The sequence below is a fragment of the Winogradskyella sp. genome (genome assembly GCF_028289625.1).
In the GTDB taxonomy this organism is placed as follows: Bacteria; Bacteroidota; Bacteroidia; order Flavobacteriales; family Flavobacteriaceae; genus Winogradskyella.
Window position 1 is genome coordinate 12,630 of the sequence record NZ_JANQOM010000091.1, and the last position, 16,521, is coordinate 29,150.

Annotated in this window: 18 protein-coding genes; 3 read left to right on the top strand and 15 right to left on the bottom strand. The window is 34.0% G+C overall.

The window, feature by feature from the left end; translation table 11 throughout:
- The 3 genes from Q0992_RS16605 to Q0992_RS16615 are packed head-to-tail and all read right to left on the bottom strand — an operon-like array spanning nucleotide 1 to nucleotide 4,213.
- Nucleotides 1-1,461: a peptidylprolyl isomerase gene (locus Q0992_RS16605; RefSeq protein ID WP_299526995.1), complete on the bottom strand. Its 1,461-nt coding sequence runs from the start codon at nucleotides 1,459-1,461 to the stop codon at nucleotides 1-3.
- Nucleotides 1,409-2,260, bottom strand: coding sequence for a peptidyl-prolyl cis-trans isomerase (locus Q0992_RS16610; RefSeq protein ID WP_299526998.1), 852 nt, complete (start codon nucleotides 2,258-2,260; stop codon nucleotides 1,409-1,411). The genes Q0992_RS16605 and Q0992_RS16610 overlap by 53 nt, the downstream gene beginning before the upstream one ends.
- Nucleotides 2,261-2,266: 6 nt before the next feature.
- Nucleotides 2,267-4,213, bottom strand: a complete 1,947-nt coding sequence (locus tag Q0992_RS16615; protein ID WP_299527001.1) for a peptidylprolyl isomerase — start codon at nucleotides 4,211-4,213, stop codon at nucleotides 2,267-2,269.
- A gap of 232 nt (nucleotides 4,214-4,445) precedes the next feature.
- Here Q0992_RS16615 and Q0992_RS16620 point away from each other — a divergent pair, with 232 nt between their 5' ends.
- Together Q0992_RS16620 and Q0992_RS16625 are read left to right on the top strand one after the other, a co-directional pair.
- Nucleotides 4,446-4,901: an SRPBCC family protein gene (locus tag Q0992_RS16620; RefSeq protein ID WP_299527003.1), complete on the top strand. Its 456-nt coding sequence runs from the start codon at nucleotides 4,446-4,448 to the stop codon at nucleotides 4,899-4,901.
- On the top strand, nucleotides 4,894-5,133 hold the full coding sequence (locus Q0992_RS16625; RefSeq protein ID WP_299527005.1) for a hypothetical protein: 240 nt from the start codon (nucleotides 4,894-4,896) through the stop codon (nucleotides 5,131-5,133). The genes Q0992_RS16620 and Q0992_RS16625 overlap by 8 nt, the downstream gene beginning before the upstream one ends.
- On the opposite strand, the gene Q0992_RS16630 is transcribed toward Q0992_RS16625, so the two are convergent.
- From Q0992_RS16630 to Q0992_RS16650, 5 genes are all read right to left on the bottom strand, one after another.
- Nucleotides 5,130-6,269 carry a lycopene cyclase family protein gene (locus Q0992_RS16630; protein WP_299527008.1) on the bottom strand — a complete coding sequence of 380 codons (1,140 nt, stop codon included), beginning with the start codon at nucleotides 6,267-6,269 and terminating at the stop codon, nucleotides 5,130-5,132. The two genes, Q0992_RS16625 and Q0992_RS16630, sit on opposite strands and share 4 nt — an antisense overlap.
- Nucleotides 6,270-6,905 carry a carotenoid biosynthesis protein gene (locus tag Q0992_RS16635; RefSeq protein WP_299527010.1) on the bottom strand — a complete coding sequence of 212 codons (636 nt, stop codon included), beginning with the start codon at nucleotides 6,903-6,905 and terminating at the stop codon, nucleotides 6,270-6,272. It abuts the gene before it with no gap.
- Nucleotides 6,902-8,380: a 1-hydroxycarotenoid 3,4-desaturase CrtD gene (gene crtD / locus Q0992_RS16640; protein ID WP_299527013.1), complete on the bottom strand. Its 1,479-nt coding sequence runs from the start codon at nucleotides 8,378-8,380 to the stop codon at nucleotides 6,902-6,904. Before crtD ends, Q0992_RS16635 begins: the two co-directional genes overlap by 4 nt.
- A gap of 112 nt (nucleotides 8,381-8,492) precedes the next feature.
- Nucleotides 8,493-9,194 carry a tetratricopeptide repeat protein gene (locus tag Q0992_RS16645; RefSeq protein ID WP_299527015.1) on the bottom strand — a complete coding sequence of 234 codons (702 nt, stop codon included), beginning with the start codon at nucleotides 9,192-9,194 and terminating at the stop codon, nucleotides 8,493-8,495.
- Between the two features lie 310 nt (nucleotides 9,195-9,504).
- A complete protein-coding gene (locus Q0992_RS16650; protein WP_299527017.1) occupies nucleotides 9,505-10,437 on the bottom strand; it encodes a peptidylprolyl isomerase in 933 nt (310 codons plus the stop codon).
- Nucleotides 10,438-10,585: 148 nt separating this feature from the next.
- Here Q0992_RS16650 and Q0992_RS16655 point away from each other — a divergent pair, with 148 nt between their 5' ends.
- The gene (locus tag Q0992_RS16655; RefSeq protein ID WP_299527020.1) at nucleotides 10,586-11,023 is read left to right on the top strand and encodes a hypothetical protein; all 438 of its coding nucleotides are present in this window, start codon (nucleotides 10,586-10,588) and stop codon (nucleotides 11,021-11,023) included.
- Nucleotides 11,024-11,389: 366 nt separating this feature from the next.
- Here the strand turns inward: Q0992_RS16655 and Q0992_RS16660 are convergent, their stop codons facing one another.
- From Q0992_RS16660 to Q0992_RS16690, 7 genes are all read right to left on the bottom strand, one after another.
- Nucleotides 11,390-11,875, bottom strand: a complete 486-nt coding sequence (locus tag Q0992_RS16660; RefSeq protein WP_299527023.1) for a DUF3667 domain-containing protein — start codon at nucleotides 11,873-11,875, stop codon at nucleotides 11,390-11,392.
- A 160-nt stretch (nucleotides 11,876-12,035) separates the two neighbouring features.
- Entirely contained in the window at nucleotides 12,036-12,599 is a 564-nt protein-coding gene (locus Q0992_RS16665; RefSeq protein ID WP_299527025.1) for a hypothetical protein, read from the bottom strand.
- A 47-nt stretch (nucleotides 12,600-12,646) separates the two neighbouring features.
- Nucleotides 12,647-13,222: a cysteine hydrolase family protein gene (locus Q0992_RS16670; RefSeq protein WP_299527028.1), complete on the bottom strand. Its 576-nt coding sequence runs from the start codon at nucleotides 13,220-13,222 to the stop codon at nucleotides 12,647-12,649.
- Between the two features lie 179 nt (nucleotides 13,223-13,401).
- A complete protein-coding gene (locus Q0992_RS16675) occupies nucleotides 13,402-13,668 on the bottom strand; it encodes a hypothetical protein (RefSeq protein ID WP_299527030.1) in 267 nt (88 codons plus the stop codon).
- Between the two features lie 267 nt (nucleotides 13,669-13,935).
- Nucleotides 13,936-14,748, bottom strand: a complete 813-nt coding sequence (locus Q0992_RS16680; RefSeq protein WP_299527032.1) for a type II secretion system protein GspG — start codon at nucleotides 14,746-14,748, stop codon at nucleotides 13,936-13,938.
- Nucleotides 14,749-14,989: 241 nt separating this feature from the next.
- A complete protein-coding gene (locus Q0992_RS16685) occupies nucleotides 14,990-15,565 on the bottom strand; it encodes a hypothetical protein (protein WP_299527034.1) in 576 nt (191 codons plus the stop codon).
- Nucleotides 15,566-15,704: 139 nt separating this feature from the next.
- Complete coding sequence (locus Q0992_RS16690; RefSeq protein ID WP_299527035.1) at nucleotides 15,705-16,421, bottom strand: hypothetical protein; 717 nt, start codon at nucleotides 16,419-16,421, stop codon at nucleotides 15,705-15,707.
- Between the last annotated feature and the right edge of the window lie 100 nt (nucleotides 16,422-16,521).

The window sequence follows — 16,521 nt, forward strand, 5'->3', positions numbered from 1 at the left end:
TTATTGTGTTTTTAACCAATTACTTTGATATTCACAGTCTCTATATACACCATTAATCTTAACATAGGTTTCTTCTATAATTTCTTTTTGCCACTTATCTATAGCCCTTACATGTTTATCTTGTAGTGCCAGTTCTTTGATTTTTAAATAATCCCTGGCAAAATCAGCCTCATGGTCATCTATTCTATCGGTTACCGTCATAATTTTAAATTTAATCCTATTCACACGATCCTCATCCTGAATGACTTCACTAACCTTCCCATCCTCTAATCCTTGAATCTGGGTGTACATTTCCGTATCCATTTTGGTCAATTCAAAATTAAAATCTTGTGTTGTAGGATTGGTAAGTTTACCGCCTTCATATTTCGTCTCTTCTTCATCACTAAATTCCCTAGCGGCCTCAGCAAATGATAGTTTTCCAGAGACGACTAGCTCTCTCACCTTATCAATTTCATCCTTTGCTTTTTTAATAGCGTCTGGCGTAATCTCTGGTCGCAACAAAATATGCCTTACTTCATACTCTTGGCCTCTAATCTTTTCTAAATAAATGATATGGAAACCAAAATCAGTTTCAAATGGATCGGAAATCTCCCCTTCTTGTAAGTTAAAAGCAACATCCCTAAACTCTTTAACCATTCTTGGTTGTTTTCTATTCATGGTTGGCAATAAGCCTCCATTATTTTTTGAACCTAAATCTTCAGAGTAAAACAAAGCCTTGGTGGTAAAACTCGAGCCGTTTTCTTCGACATCACGCTTAAAGCCTTTTAATTTATTGATTACCTCTTGTTTGGCAGCTTCGGTAACTTCTGGAACTACCACAATCTGGGCTACTTTAAGTTCGGTACCAAATGTTGGTCTTTCGTCTTTGGGAATATCATTAAAAAATGTCCTTACCTCTTCGGGTGTTACCTCTACTCCATCAATAACTTTCTTTTGCATTTCCCGAGCGAGATAACTATTTTTATTAATCTCATACATCTCATCCCTAAGCGCTTGTTCCGATTCCTTTTTGTAAAACTTCAACAAGCCTTGCATATCTCCTTGGGTTTGTGCCAAGATACCCTGAATCTGCTGTTCTACGAGGGATTGAATATATAATTCATTAACTATAACACTATCTTGAATGGCTTGATGTGCATATAGCTTGTCCTCCAAAAGTTTTCCAAAAAGTTCACATCGTGAAACACCTGATAAATCAGCACCTTGTGCCTCTAATTGTGCAATTTCGCGATCTAAGTCAGACTCTAAAACAATAAAATCACCAATAACGGCAGCCACACCATCGGCTTTAATTCGTGCTTTGTTGACTACACTATCTTTTGCTTTTTTGACTGGTGCTTCTTCTAGAATAATTTCTTGCCCACCAACCACGCCAACGAACAGCAAGAAGTAACAAATACTTAAGATATTAGTTGTAAATCTGAAACTTATTATTTTTAATAGCATCTTTTGAAATATCATTTTCGAGTTGTTTAATAAGCTCTAATTTTCGCTTATTAATGACAATTTGTTTTATGGATTTATTAACGTACTCCAAAGGAGCATAATCATTCTGTAGACGTATGTCATTAACTTGCATCAAATATAGGTTTAATGAATCTTTGAGTTGTAAGAAATTAGATTTTTTTAACAGTTGGCCTTTACTTTCTTGAGTAACTACAGGAACTTTTTCCACAACCTGACTAAACTTAACCCAAAGTGAATCGTTTAGGGAATAGGATCTAAATTGAAGGGAAATTGAATCTAGATAGCGCTTGTCCTTAGCTTCGAAACGTCTAAATCTGTTTGTAATGGTATCTAAATCAATGGGGTTTAATGGCAGACTAATGTATCTTAATTGTAGTAAGTCGTCATTTAGCTTAAACGATTCCTTATTAGCGTCATAAAACACCTTAGCTTCATCAATATTTACAACCGTATCTATATTTTTCTTTACCAATGCCTCGAGATAAGCCTTGGTATATAAATCATTTTTGTATTGTTCTATAAGCTTCGAAAAATCTTCCTGTTTTTTCTCTGAGAGATTGAGCAACGCACCATCCATTAACAACAATTGCCTTGCCCAGCGGTTAATGTAAGCGTTAACTATAACCAAGCTATCTTGTTTACTTGCACCTTCTGGCACCAAATCTGCTACATCCTCTTTATAGAGGTAAGCATCGTTGACTCTTGCTATTGGTTGGCGATCATCTTTTTTTTTGAAAAAATCACAACTAACAAAACAGCAACATATTCCTAAAAGCAAGAACGTTCTTTTCAACAAAATCTATTGATTTTTTATTTTCGTTTTAACAGCATTAAGCGCTTTTTCATTAACAACTATATCAAAACGTCCATAAAGATTGTCCATCCAGTCCGTTTCAATCTGAGTTTGGTAATCATTAATGACATTGCCTCTTGCCTCCTTAAGGGTTTTATCCCCAGAGGGCAATACATCAATAACATCTATAACATGAAACGCATCATTATGCTCGTATATTTTATCAACGCCTTTTTGAAAACTCAAACCTGAAGGCAACTTGTCATCATTCAAATCAAAGACTCCCTTTGTGAAAATGATATTCTTTTTGGAGTCTGTATTAAAAGCGGTTACTATTTCTTCTTCAGACTTTCCTTTTCTCATCATCTTCAAAACTTTTTCTGCCACTGACTTATCTGCCGTTGAAGCCATTACAACATCTACTCTATCGTTCCACTGATATTTTGATTTATTTTTTTGGTAATATTTTTCAAGACCTGTTGTATCCTTGGATGCTTTGTTCCAAACTTCTTTTTCCATTAAGTCAAATAATAACAATCCGTCTCTATATTCCTTAAGTATATTGGCAAAATCTTCATTTTCGAGCTCAAGGTTATCTTCTCTATATTGTAAAATGGATTTCTCAAAGAATTTTTGATATTCTCTATCTACAACATTGGAAAAAGAGGTGCTTTTATTCATATAAGTACGTTGTGCTGACATTAAGTGGCGCCCAAATTCGCTGTAGGTAAATGCTTTATTGTTAATGGTGAACACTGCTTTACCCTTATCGAATTCTTCTGGCAATTTCCATGACCGTTTAAAAAATTCTTCGTTCAAAATAGATTCAAAATAAGATTTTGCATCGGTTTCATGGGATACTTGGTAACGTTTCTTAAGTTCATTGACCATAGCAGTATTGATAAGCTTGGATCTTGAGTCCCTTTTTACTCTTGCCTCTAGGGTTGGCTTTTGATCCTCAAATGTTTGGATAGGCTTTAAATCTATTCGTTTTACAATATGCCAACCGTACTCTGTTTTAAAGGGCTTGCTTATATTTCCATCTGCCTTTAAGGCAAAGGCCTCATCCTCAAACTTAGTAGAGCTCAATTGCCCACTTTTAAAAGACGATAACTTTCCACCGTTTTTTGCAGAACTCTTATCATCCGAAAACTGCTTAGCAAGCGATTCAAAACTTTCGCCTTGCGCAATCTTTTTATAGATATCATTTATGCGCTCTTCAGGGTTTAGAAGCGAATCCTTTTGCTGTAGCGCTACCATAATATGAGCTGCTGTTATGGTGCCACGAGATTGTCGTCTATCGTTTATCTTAACTGCATGATACCCAAACTGTGTTCTAAATGGCATAGAGATTTCTCCTTTAGGTGTATTATATGCCGCTGTTTCAAAGTCATAAACCATTTTAAATGCAGAAAAATACCCTAGATCTTCCAAGAAAATGGTTTGTCCATTATGTACATCTGCCTTTACTACATCAAAACCTTCTTTTAAAACACGTTCTCTTAACTTTAATACTTCATTATAGGCACTTAATGTATCTTGGGAATTGTCATCCAATCTCACTAATATATGAGACGCATTAAGATCAACACCGCTACGATCATAGGCCTCTTTCACCAAGGCATCCGTAACTTTATTTTCAGATAAATAATTTTGGGTTAGCTGTTTCTTATATCTTTGAAATTCGCGCTGATATTTAGCATCTTCGTGCAGTTTTAAACGCTTCGCTTCTTTTAATTTTAATTGGTATTCCGTAAAAAGCTTCAAATAGCCATCTACATCCTTTTGACTTTCATCTTTAACTAAATCTAAATTTTTATTGTAAACCCTTAAAAATTCTGAAGTCATTACAGGGTCACCATCCACAGTTAAAAGTATTTCATCTTGGTCTTGGGAAAACGAAAAATTGAGTGCGAATAACGCTAAAAACAACCATTTAAATTTTAGTTTCATTTTCATAATATTTTCTTTGTTAAATCATTGTAATCTTAAGTTAATTACATGAATTTCTGAATGCAGCAAAAATAACACAAATCACTTATTTTACAAGTCGAACAGCCATCATAATTTAATTAACAATCGTGTTGTAATAATTCGTTTACAGCTTCTAAAATGGTAGGAACGTCGATAATTTAGAGTTAGTATTTACGGTTTTACTATATTTATCTAGAATCGATTTTACAGCATGAAATATACTACTGAAATTATCATAAATAAACCACTTGATGAGGTTATTAAAAAAATGGATTCTACCCAAAACAAGAAGCATTGGCAAAATGGCTTGGTCAGCACAGAGCATATCTCCGGAACACCAGGTCAGTTTGGTGCGAAGATGAAATTGAGTTATGATTTTGGGAAACGGAAGATGGAACTCATAGAAACCGTTACTAAGCAAAATTTCCCTGAAGAATTTCATGCCACTTACAATACCAAAGGAGTTAGAAATATTCAACAGAACTACTTTACCGAAACCTCTAAGGGTTCCACAAAATGGATTTGCAAAAACGAATTTCAACCCACTAATTTTATGATGAATGCTATGCTCTTCCTAATGCCAGGCGCCTTCAAAAAGCAAACGAAAAAATACATGACTAATTTTAAAAATTTTGTCGAAAACGGCACTTCCATAACCAATGCGTAAATTAAAACTCATATGGGATTTTAGAGGTCCCGTAAGCCAAAAAACAGCTGAGCATCATCTCATTCATTTAAAAGAATACATTGCACTAAACGCTGTGGATGTGATTAAAACCGGAGTAGAGACTTTTAGCGAAATGCATAGTATTGCATATATGGTTGTTGATGAACCTAAAATGAAGCCTATCAGAGATGCGCTTAAACCTCACAGAGGACAAATCTATTCTGAAAGTTAAACTAGACGTTTTAGCAGGGATTGAATAAATCGTTTTGATGGCACAGAAAATATAATTCTCAAATCTTCAAACCAACTCGATTCTTCGTCTAAAAATTTGAAAATCGTACTAGTATTACCTTTTCTAAACATAGAAGCAAATAGATTGGCGCCTTCTCCATTGTGCTTTCCGAGAACGTCTAAAAAGAGTAAATCATAATACCAGAATTTGGATATTTTACTAAATCTGGAGAGGTCTTGTTGTTGTTTTAAAAAAGATATGAGTTGTTGTGTTCTTTTGGTTGTATTTCTAAAGGTATATCCTGTACTGGCTTTGGTCCAACCACCAGCAGTACCGATATTTAATATGTGTTTGGAATCTAATTCTGAAAATTTAAAAGATGTCATAGGAATAGCACCCTTTTCTTTTTCAATAATTTTATAATCCTGAATGCCCTTAGCTTTTAAATAAACTTTTATGGCATCTTCATATTCTGATTGTTTAAGTAAGTCCTCAGAAAAGAGCGTATACTCAAAGAGTGCCGTTTTTTTATCTATAGGTAACACGTACATAAATCGTGTATTTCCATTTTGTGGCACCGTAAAATCCATAAAAGTCGCTACCGTGTCATCAAAAACATCGTATTCTGTTTTTATAAACCATCCTAAAAAATGCTGCTTAAGCACAGGATATTGATCTTGCCCATCATAAACGTGTGGTCGATGTATACTGTTGAATAGTTTTGAACACGAATAGCTTTCGTTCTCAGTAATCACCTCAACCCGATTGTCATATTCCGAAAAATCCTTTACTGAAGCTTTAACAAAAGTGATATTTGATTTTTTTGAAATGACTTTCCAAAGCGACTTATAAAAATCATCACTCTTTATCATTTTATAATTGTAAGGTGAAATTTTAATAGTTTCAGAATATTTTTGACTCCCAAAGAAAATTTTAGGCCATGTTTTAGTCAAAATATCGTCCCATTCGCCTTGTCCTTTTTCCCAATAACACCAAGTTCTATCGTTACCCTTTTCTTTAACTTGGTCTATAATCAAAATAGATGTATCGTCGAAAAACGCGTCTTTGGCCATGCGATAAGCCAGCATCAAACCAGATGCTCCAGCGCCTAAGATGATGTAGTCGTACTTTGTCATTTAAAAGAATAAAAACACGGTAAAAAATACAACAATAGAAATTAACACATTAAATGAAATGGTCTTATTTGTTTTAATCTTAAAAGATTGATAACCCAAGTGCGCTATAAACGCCGTAACAAACCACCCCAAATAATTCTGTAATGGAACCTCTCCATTCTCAAACTCCCAATAATCAAAACGAGGTGCTGAAACCTCTAAAATGAAATCCAAACCAGTCATTAATGCTGCTCCAATTAATGAGGTGGCTATTATATGCTTGGCAAATCGTTTTGATACATCTGCCGTTGCCATAGTTAATAATGCCCAGTTAACACATATCATAACTGGCACACCATAAACTTTATAACCAAGATTCTCACCATAGGCATAATTTCCGAAAATCAATCCATAATTCACACCAAGGGCTTCGGTAATAAAACCCAATAAAAATGGTATGGCAATTGCTATTAGAATCTGCTTTTCAAATTTTTCAATATTTACTACTAAAATCACAAAGGTTAAAAGCAAATTAAAAGGTGTCATACTTAAAAACCATTCTGAATATTCAGGAGATAAAAATCCTATAACCCCTGAAACAGAAAACAACCAAATCAAAAAGATGGATAAGTACCTTACGAATTTTCTATCTATCATTCAGTTGCCTTTTGAATTAAATCTGATACTATTTTACCTGATAATAAGCACAATGGTATTCCTCCTCCTGGATGTACACTTCCACCACAGAAGTACAAATTCTTAATCGAACTTTTAAAATTTGGGTGTCTTAGAAATGCCGCATATTTGTTATTACTAGAGGCCCCATACAAGGCACCTTGATAACTTTGGGTCCTAGACTCAATCAACCTTGGGTCTAAGATATTCTCGTATTCAATTAAAGTATCTAAATCTATTTTGAGTAATCTGTTGAGCTTATTTTTAATGTTCGCTCTTGCCCTTTCGATTATGATATCCCAATCTTGACCTGTGTTACTTGGTACATTTATCATCACAAACCAATTTTCACACCCCTTGGGCGCATCATTTGGCTCTTCTTTAGATGTAATATTGATATAAACCGTGGGATCGTGATATACATCCTTCTCGTTAAAGATGTAATTAAACTCGGTCTTATAATCTTTTGAAAAGAAAATATTATGCAAATCGAGTTGCGGAAATTGTTGTCTTACTCCCCAATAAAAAATCAAGGCTGAACTACTCCTAGGCTGGCTTAAAATCTTTTCAGGTGCTTTATGCTTTGGTAATAAATATCTGTAGGTCGGTACAACATCAGCATTTGAAACTACAACATCTGCTTCAAAAAAATTTTCATCCACCCTTAGACCTTGTACTTTACCCTCTTCAACAATGATTTCTTCTACTTTTTTATTGAATTCATAGACAACACCAATATCCTTGGACAATTGAAATAAACTTTGCGTAATAGAATGCATGCCTCCTTTAGGGAAATAAGTTCCATAATACTGCTCTAAATGTGGAATCATAGACATAATTCCAGGGGTTTGATAGGGAGACGAACCGTTGTAAGTGGCAAAGCGGTTATAAAACTGAACCAAACGCTCATCCTTAAAGACCTTAGAATTTAAATCATCCAAGGATGTATTAATGTCTAGAGAGCTAACATTGAAAATAGCCTTTATAGTGTCTTTAGATAGATATGTAGATGTTTTATGTAACGATTTTTCCAAAAATAAGGACGCCGTTAAATCATATTTTCTTTTGCTTCTATTTAGATAATCCAAAAGCTTTGATTTCTCAACCATGAAGGTTTTAGAAGCTTCATCCGCAAATGCATTGATATCTGCTAAAGCGCTAAAGGTTGTACCGTCCTCATAAAAATAATTACAAACGATATCTTTTTTCTTATACTTAAAGTACTGGGCAATTGGTTTGTTGGCCGCTTTAAACAAATCCTCTATAAACTGCGGCATGGTAAAAAGCGAAGGTCCCATATCAAAACGGTAACCTCTCTCAGAAAAAGCTGTTAACTTGCCACCAGGATAAGTGTTGGCTTCAAATACCGTAACTTCATGTCCTTGTGACCGAAGCCTAATAGCAGATGCTATACCAGCAATACCAGCACCAATTACAGCTATAGTTTTCTTTTTCATCAACAAGACAAAGATACGTTGAAAACTATCCCGTCTATATTAACATTAACATTTTATAAGGATTTGTTTTGGTGCGTTTTATTTTTAACTAAAAACCTAGTAATCTATTACACTAATCTTGCTTAGGTTTGTAAGCATTTATGTAATTCCTTGCGCGTTTATTGCCCGAATTCTTTTCCAAAGCTATTTTATAATTGGTATAGGCTTGTAAACTATCACCACTTCTCAGGTAAGCTTCAGCCAAACTATCATAAACATTAGGACTTTCAGGATGCAGCTTGGTATTCATTGTCAAAACACCAATGGCTTTATCATATTCTTTGTTTCTTATATGACGATACCCCTTACTATTAAAACCCCATTCGCTAATGTAAGAGCTGGTAGAGTCTTGCTTCTTAATTTCCAAATAACCAGCTAATGCGGCTTCATAGTTACCGACTTCTAAATATTGACTTGGCGTTTTATAATCATCACCAACTTTGAGATAGTCATAAGTTGTTTTCTCTTGGTTATCTTCATCAACAATAGATAAGTAACGTTTTTGGGTCTCAGGATGTTGTACAAAACGAAACTTCTTGTACATATCTGGCACAAAAAATTCGTTTTCCTCTAAAGTCACAGGTTCTATTTCGCCACCTTTCCAATTAAGGCGAAGTTTATTGTCGTCATAATAGACCAAAATCAGCTCATCTGGATTATAAAGGTATTTCCCTGAGGTTTCTTTTTTAAAGGCTTCTGAATATTCAACAGAATTTCCGCAACTGACTAATAAGGCCAAGACGATAAGAATTAAGGTTGGTGTTTTTGGTTTCATTTTTGATTGGCTTATACACCAAAGCACAAAGCAAAGGTGTATGGGTTAAATTTTATTATTAAAGTTAAGTCAGACCAAGTTATTTGCGTCCCGATAACTATCTCTGGAAAAGCAAATCATGCTACAACTGACTCAGTAGAACTATCGAGAACTACATATTTGTCAACTTCTCGATACAATCACGCCACGCCGTGAACACTCCAAGTGACAAACTTAGTAAGTGATAATTTAATATACTATGCATAAAAAAGTCTCACTTAATAAGTGAGACGATTTTTTTTGAATAATGTTACCAGTATTTTTTACAAGCTTATTTGATTCCCATAAGTTCAACATCAAAAACCAAAGTAGCGTTTGGCGGAATCACACCTCCTGCACCTGTGGAACCATATCCCAAATCACTTGGTATTACCAAGCGCGCCTTGTCACCAACATTAAGCAAGCAAATACCTTCATCCCATCCAGGGATGACTTGTCCTACTCCTACCTGAAAGTCTAATGGTGCATTTCTTTTATATGATGAATCGAAAACTGTTCCGTCTGCTAATTGGCCTTTGTAATGTACGGATACCATATTGCCTTTTTCAGCCTTTTTACCATCGCCTTTTTGGATGACTTTATAACGTAAACCTGAAGCGGTTTCATCAAATCCTGCAGCTAATTTATCAAGTTCGACTCTTGCAGCTTCACGTTCGGCAGCAATACGTTTTTCACGAGCTCCTTCAAAAGTTCTAAACGCTTCAACGGCATTAAATCCTTTAGCAGCCTCGCCTTCTCTAATGATTTCAATACTTTCAATCTTATCTCCTTGTGCCACGGCATCAACGATATCCTGACCTTCAACGACATTGCCAAAAACGGTATGCTTACCATCTAACCAAGGTGTCTCAACATGTGTGATAAAGAATTGACTTCCATTAGTACCAGGACCTGCATTGGCCATCGATAATTTCCCTGGAGCATCATGCTTTAAATCGGGATGAATTTCGTCATCGAATTTATAACCAGGACTTCCTGTGCCTGTGCCTTGAGGGCAACCTCCTTGAATCATAAAATCTGGAATAACGCGGTGGAAGTTTAAACCATCGTAATATGGAGTGCCTTGAGGCTTAGCAGAGTTTTCCAAATTGCCTTCTGCCAATGCCACGAAATTACCTACTGTACCTGGAGTTTTTTCGAATTCTAAATTGACTACTACTTCACCTTTTGAGGTATTGAATTTTGCGTATAAACCGTCTTGCATTGTGTTTTCTTTTGTTTTAAGGCTGCAAAGATACGAATTAAGTTAGAAGTTAGAAGTTAGAAGTTAGAAGTTAGAAGTTGGGTCTTGGGTCTTGGGTCTTGGGTCTTAAAGATTATTTTTTTACGTAGCTTTGGCTAAATTTATGTTTATGGGCTTCTCTTTTTCCAAATTATTTAGCAAATCTGAATCTGACGTTTCTAGTGGAGATACTGTTGAAGCTATAATTGCTTCCGTTGAGCATCCACCTTATGGCGTTTCAGAACATAATGTGTTGTTTTCTGGATTAAATGAATTGGGTGGTTATCTGTTTTTTCAAACCGTTGTTGTTGGTACTTTAAAAGTAAAGTGCAAGAATGGTGCACAACTCAGCTTTAGAGGTAAGGGTTTTGAGTTGACCCTAAACTCGGATTCCCTTGAGTTTGAATCTAGCCACACCGAAACTAAAGGGCGCAATGCGACCAATATCGATTTTCAGATTGAAAAAGCGGACATTAAACGCTTAGAAAAAGCCACGCTAAACGAAATTGTATTAAAAGTAAAACACCAGGAGGTGTTGTTTACGAAGTATGCTAAAGCCAAAAAGTAAATGACTATTGATTTAAGCATTTAGTCTCAAGGCAACTTCACAAGTAATACCAATAGTTCAAATCATTTCATGTTTAGCTTTAAGTTTAAAGCTAAACAAACAATATTGCTCCTAAAAACAATAGTCCAGTACCAATAACAATAAATAAGTACGAAAGCACATAGGCTAACAAAAGACGAAGTCCGATGTAACGCTTCTTATCCGTATGATAAAATTGAAAGAATGTCCAAATTCTATAACAGACCGACAGAAAGAAGGCCAATGATACAGCAAAATCATTTTTATTTAATAAAAAATCCACTATGGTGAAGAACGTATAGAAAATGGTTTGTAATCCAAACAGATAGGAGTTAATAACGATGTGTTCTAGATAATTTGTCCCTTACCTAAAAAAGAAATAAATGTTGCGAAGGAAACAATAGGTATCAGCAGAAGCGTTGTATACGCAAAATTATCGATTAACCATGTCGTTAAGAATTTGAAAACCGCTGTATTAAGCGTTAAATCTGCTGTACTTTCTAAACCTCTACGATATCCTGTAATGGCATCAGCTAAAAGTGTGTTTGCTCCAAAAATTTTTGTAATGATAAAGTAAAATGTGGATAAGAGCAACACAAAGGCGATTGGCTTAAAATAGTACTTTCGTTGTCCATTTAAATAGGCTCTAATTGCATATCCTGGCCTTAGAAATAAAAGCCTTATGGTAAAGAAAAGACCACGATTAACCTGAAAAATACTATCAGATAATTCGCCCAAAAAGCTCTTTAAAGTTAGTCGACTAACGCTGCTGTTTTGTCCGCATGCATTGCAGAATTTTTCTTCAAAGGTATGTCCACAATTTTTACATTCCATTAGTAACCATTGAATACAAGGGGTTTATCCATATTTTTTTAAAGAAATTTCGCATCTGATTTTCTTTTAAGCGAAAAAGATATGAAAATGCAATGAGTTCCGATTAGCCTATAATTATCTGGGAGTCGCAATGAGCCATGCGCGTCTTTGTTTTATGTGGTTATTTTATCAGTCTGAATGAATTAAGATATTTGTCAATTAATTCTTGTTCTTCTCCAAAATAAGTTAATTGATATGACCTATTTTCAACAAAGAATATTTTTCCTTTAATTCCACCTTTGACTCCTTTAGGAACATTCGCTTCAAGATTCAAAGAAAATTCGTAATAAATTCCTTTTAAATTATGTTGTTCGGTAGGCTCTTGTTTAGTCAATTTAAAAACTCCACCGTACTTTGCTTCAGTTGTTTTTAAAATTTGTTGATAGGCTTGATCTTTGTCCCAAGATTTCATTACATATTCTGGAAAGTCAATATATTCAGCCATATATATCATTTGTTGTCCGGCAACCGCTTTATAATTATAGATTTTATATTTATCCGTTCCGATTTGATTATCTATAATTTGTAATCTCGGTTTTATTGGAAAATCTATTATAAAATTTCCACTTTCTGAAGCATATTCCCCAGATTCAATTTTATACATTTCGGTTTTGTCTTTCGACTGTGATTGACAAGAATTTAAGGTGAAAATTGTCAGTAAGATAATTAGTAAGTTTTTTTTCATGTAGTTTTTTTTTTGATTACATATAACGGTCCTAAGTAAAATACGCTTTAGTATGTTTTACTTTTTGTTGGACCCAGTATTTCTTTTTTTATTTGTTCGTTATCCATTACTCTTGAAATCTCACTCCCAAGGTATCGCAGACTTACTTTGTGATGTTCTTCATCAGGAGAATCAACGCAATCAGCAGCAATTATAACTTCTAAGTCTCTTTGATATGCATCTATTGCCGCCATCCTAACACAAGCATGGGTGTTAATGCCACAAATAATCAGTTGCTGAATATTATTTTGATTTAAAATTTTGTCAAGTCTGGTTTTGAAAAATGGGCTATATCGTTTCTTCACAATCTCATAGTCATTCTCATTTCTAATCAGTTCATCGAGAATTTGCGAACCTTCAGTATTCTCAATCGTTTTTGAGATACTCTTTTTTCTCATGATGAGGAAGGCGTCACTTAAGTCTTCCTTAAATTCTTGTCTAACCCAAATTATACTAAAGTCACTATCTCTACCGCAATTCGCCAGTTCGTTGATACTATTACATAGTCTTGTTCTGTTATAGCTCAACCTTCCTTTTTGGAAGTAGTCATTTAGCATATCTATAACTATTATTGCTGTCTTCATTTTTTTATTGAGCCCAACAATTGGTGCAAGGATAGTTGCTTGATTAGCAATTAACTTAGCAAAAATGGAACGAACCAGAGGAAAATCCTATGGATTTTCCGAAGCGATGACCTAAGCCCGTTGAAGGCTAGGCTAGAACAGTACCATTATTTATAGACATTGTTGTTGTGCGTATTATTTTATTTTCCATTTTTTACAAGAACATTAAATTCCGTTCTAGTCGTTTCTCCATTAATGTCAAAACGTAATTTTATATTCAGTATGTTAGATTCTAAATGATTACTTGGAACATTTATTTCCGTTTTAGTAATTCCATTTTTTGTTTCAAGTATTTTTATTCCTGCTCCATAAATTGAACCCGATTTTGGGTCGATATTTTTCCATTCAAAATCTGTTCTTACTGGCGTATCATAAGTCAAATAATTGTTCCCATTTAAGATTTTCATTGTCACACTACTTTCTCCATTTTCAAAAATAAATTCAGTATTACTTTTTTTCGACTTTGCACAAGAAATCAAGGTCAGAATTAGAAGTCCAAATAGTAAATTTATCCTAATAATCTTGGGTTTTCCCATATTACGAACAACGGTTTTGTGTATGGATCGTTGCGGGAAATCAACTATGATTTTCCGCCGTAACCGAAAGATAGTAAATTGCAATGAATTCCGATTAGGAATTCAGCCGCAATGAGCTATACACGTTGTTGTAGCACGTTATTTATATTCATATTTATTCCGCCAAATATCTTCCCCTTTTAAAAAGTCAAGAAGTATTTCCGTCATTTGGTCAACAGTTTCCAATGGCTTTACCAAGAGAATATGGTCGTCGTCTGTCACAAGTCCAGAAGCTAATCCATCATCTCCTAAACTTCCACCAACGTCCAAGGCTTTGTATCCATTAGCATTTTCGTCTTCCAGTTGCACAATGTGAAATTCATTCCAATTGATTGATTTCATAGTGCTTTTAATTATTTCCTCTGTTGCTTTTTCAGTTATGATTTTTGTTTTTTCTCCGTAGTCATATGTGACGACGAGTTTTAATTTTCGAGACGTATTTTGTTTAGTCATCTTAATATCATCTTTCGTTTGAAATTTTCCATCTGAACCTGCTGAAACGATTAAGAATCCATTTCCGCTTTCAATAACAGAATATTGATAAGGACGATTCCAAGAGTCAGTTTTCCAGTCCTGCCTCATAGGGTTATTTCCTATCAATTCTTTTAGGTTTGCTGGGTATGTTCCAAATTTTTCATTCCACTTTTCCATTCTTTCAGCTATTTCAGAAAGTTCACTTTTAGTTTTTTCAGGGAAAATGAATGTTCTTTGGTAGCTGAAAAACAGAAATGCACTTATACTTCCGACAACTAAAACTACAATTACCATTATAGAACTTGGTTGTAGAAAATACCTTTGGAAAGGTCTTTTCTTTCCATCAGCTTTTTCCTTTTTCGTAATTTTTCTATGGTGTTTAAAATCCTCACGAATAAGTCCAAATTCAGCTAAAGTTGATAATATTAGTTCAATCATTTCGTGAGTTTCGGTAATGTGCTACAACGTGTTCGTGTATGGTTTGTTGCGGATTGAGCCGAAGCTATTTTTAGCTTTGGTGAGCCAAGTTGCTTGCAACTGGCAAAAAATCCGTGGGAGAAAAATAGCAAGGCTTTGACTTGTTATTTTTCCGATAAATAAAGATATAAATATTATTTAGAAATTTTAATGCAGTTCATTGTGAAGCAATGAACTATACACGTTGTTGTGCAATGTTTTTTTACCAAAATAAAGGTGATTTACAGTTATAACAGATTTCATTTGATTCTTTTGAATTTATTTTATTTGATAAATCTTGACTGTAAAGTTTTTCCAATGTATTCTTGAGTTCATTGATAGTTACTTGATTTGTAGATTCAAATCTAATTGTCAAGTAATAGTTTTCATAAGCTATATAGTTATTTCTGAAATGTTTATTTCCTATTTTAAAATCATGAGTAAAAATAAAAAAGGTTTTGTTGTTTTTAGACTTTGAGGCAATAGTTTCAGCCTCAGGAATTTCTTCTTTTAAGAGTTCACATTCTTCTTCAAAAAATTTATTTAGGTTTTCAAAAGTTTGCCTACCTGATTTTAATCCATATTCACAAAGTTTAAATTCCAGCTGGCTATAATCTTTAGAGTGTTTGAACGAGTATATGTTTTTACATGAATCAATGTCAACTTGCTCAAATAACAATGGAATATTTATTTGCGAATTATATAGTTCAACAACTTGTGAGTTTTCAGCCTTGTCATTACAAGCGCAAAACAATATGGTGAAAAGAAAAAATATTATGTTTCTCACTTGAGTTCTCAAATGTTGCACAACGGTTCGGCTATGAGTAGTTGCGTGGTTTAGCACTTAATTTTGCCAGTACGCAACAAACTGAAAATCCTTGCGGATTTTCAGAAGTAGGCGAGAACCAGCAATTACTTATAGCCATTGTTAGGCAACGTTATTTATAATATTCAATTTTTAAATTTAAAAACGATTCTGTAGAATCATTTTCTGTGACTCGATATCTTTGACAGTTTTCCATTGAATCATATTCAACACATTCATATGAAGATACGCTGAATATTTCTCCATCAGAAATTACAATTGTCGAATTTCTTAATATTCCTCTATCATTCAGTTCTATTACCTCTTTTATAAATGACGATGTTCTATCATAATAATTGTACTGAGTCAAATTCCAATTAGAATCATAAAAAAATTCTGTTATTTGGTCTGGAAATACGCTATATTTTAGATTTATTGAATCTGTTAAAGAGTTTCCTAAAGCTCTATATTCAGACTGTTTAATTAATTTCCCCTTTTGATTTAATTTGTTTTCAATTTTTGATTTATTCATAAACTTTCTGGAACCATCAAAATATGTTTTTGAAATCAATTGGTCATTTGTATTATAATTAAAATCGTGAATTTGTATTATTCCTTCTGACGAATACTGTCTTTGTTCTGAAATAAAGCCTTTTTGATTGAAATAAAATTCGTTTTCAATATAGTAAGCATTTTCGTTTTCCTTTTCCGCTTTATTTCTTTCGTGGTCAAACTTCAAACTTTTAATGTTTCCATTTAGACCGATTTTCTCTAAATCTGTTGTTGTATTCTTATTGCTTGAACAACTGAATAGTAAAATGGAAATCGTAAATATTTGAAGGTATTTCATTCGTTCTAATGTTGCCTAACAAGTGTTCGTGTATGGTTTGTTGCGTCTTCACTAAGATAGCAAATAAAGACAGACCCATTGTTCAGAAGCGAATGAAATT

Coding starts and splice junctions, on each gene's coding strand:
- Q0992_RS16645 (WP_299527015.1), bottom strand. CDS start 9,194: ATGAAACCAAAAACACCAACCTTAATTCTTATCGTCTTGGCCTTATTA.
- crtD (WP_299527013.1), bottom strand. CDS start 8,380: ATGAAAAAGAAAACTATAGCTGTAATTGGTGCTGGTATTGCTGGTATA.
- Q0992_RS16620 (WP_299527003.1), top strand. CDS start 4,446: ATGAAATATACTACTGAAATTATCATAAATAAACCACTTGATGAGGTT.
- Q0992_RS16680 (WP_299527032.1), bottom strand. CDS start 14,748: ATGATTGAACTAATATTATCAACTTTAGCTGAATTTGGACTTATTCGT.
- Q0992_RS16615 (WP_299527001.1), bottom strand. CDS start 4,213: ATGAAACTAAAATTTAAATGGTTGTTTTTAGCGTTATTCGCACTCAAT.
- Q0992_RS16660 (WP_299527023.1), bottom strand. CDS start 11,875: ATGGAATGTAAAAATTGTGGACATACCTTTGAAGAAAAATTCTGCAAT.
- Q0992_RS16655 (WP_299527020.1), top strand. CDS start 10,586: ATGGGCTTCTCTTTTTCCAAATTATTTAGCAAATCTGAATCTGACGTT.
- Q0992_RS16690 (WP_299527035.1), bottom strand. CDS start 16,421: ATGAAATACCTTCAAATATTTACGATTTCCATTTTACTATTCAGTTGT.
- Q0992_RS16605 (WP_299526995.1), bottom strand. CDS start 1,461: ATGATATTTCAAAAGATGCTATTAAAAATAATAAGTTTCAGATTTACA.
- Q0992_RS16665 (WP_299527025.1), bottom strand. CDS start 12,599: ATGAAAAAAAACTTACTAATTATCTTACTGACAATTTTCACCTTAAAT.
- Q0992_RS16670 (WP_299527028.1), bottom strand. CDS start 13,222: ATGAAGACAGCAATAATAGTTATAGATATGCTAAATGACTACTTCCAA.
- Q0992_RS16675 (WP_299527030.1), bottom strand. CDS start 13,668: ATGAAAATCTTAAATGGGAACAATTATTTGACTTATGATACGCCAGTA.
- Q0992_RS16635 (WP_299527010.1), bottom strand. CDS start 6,905: ATGATAGATAGAAAATTCGTAAGGTACTTATCCATCTTTTTGATTTGG.
- Q0992_RS16625 (WP_299527005.1), top strand. CDS start 4,894: ATGCGTAAATTAAAACTCATATGGGATTTTAGAGGTCCCGTAAGCCAA.
- Q0992_RS16650 (WP_299527017.1), bottom strand. CDS start 10,437: ATGCAAGACGGTTTATACGCAAAATTCAATACCTCAAAAGGTGAAGTA.
- Q0992_RS16630 (WP_299527008.1), bottom strand. CDS start 6,269: ATGACAAAGTACGACTACATCATCTTAGGCGCTGGAGCATCTGGTTTG.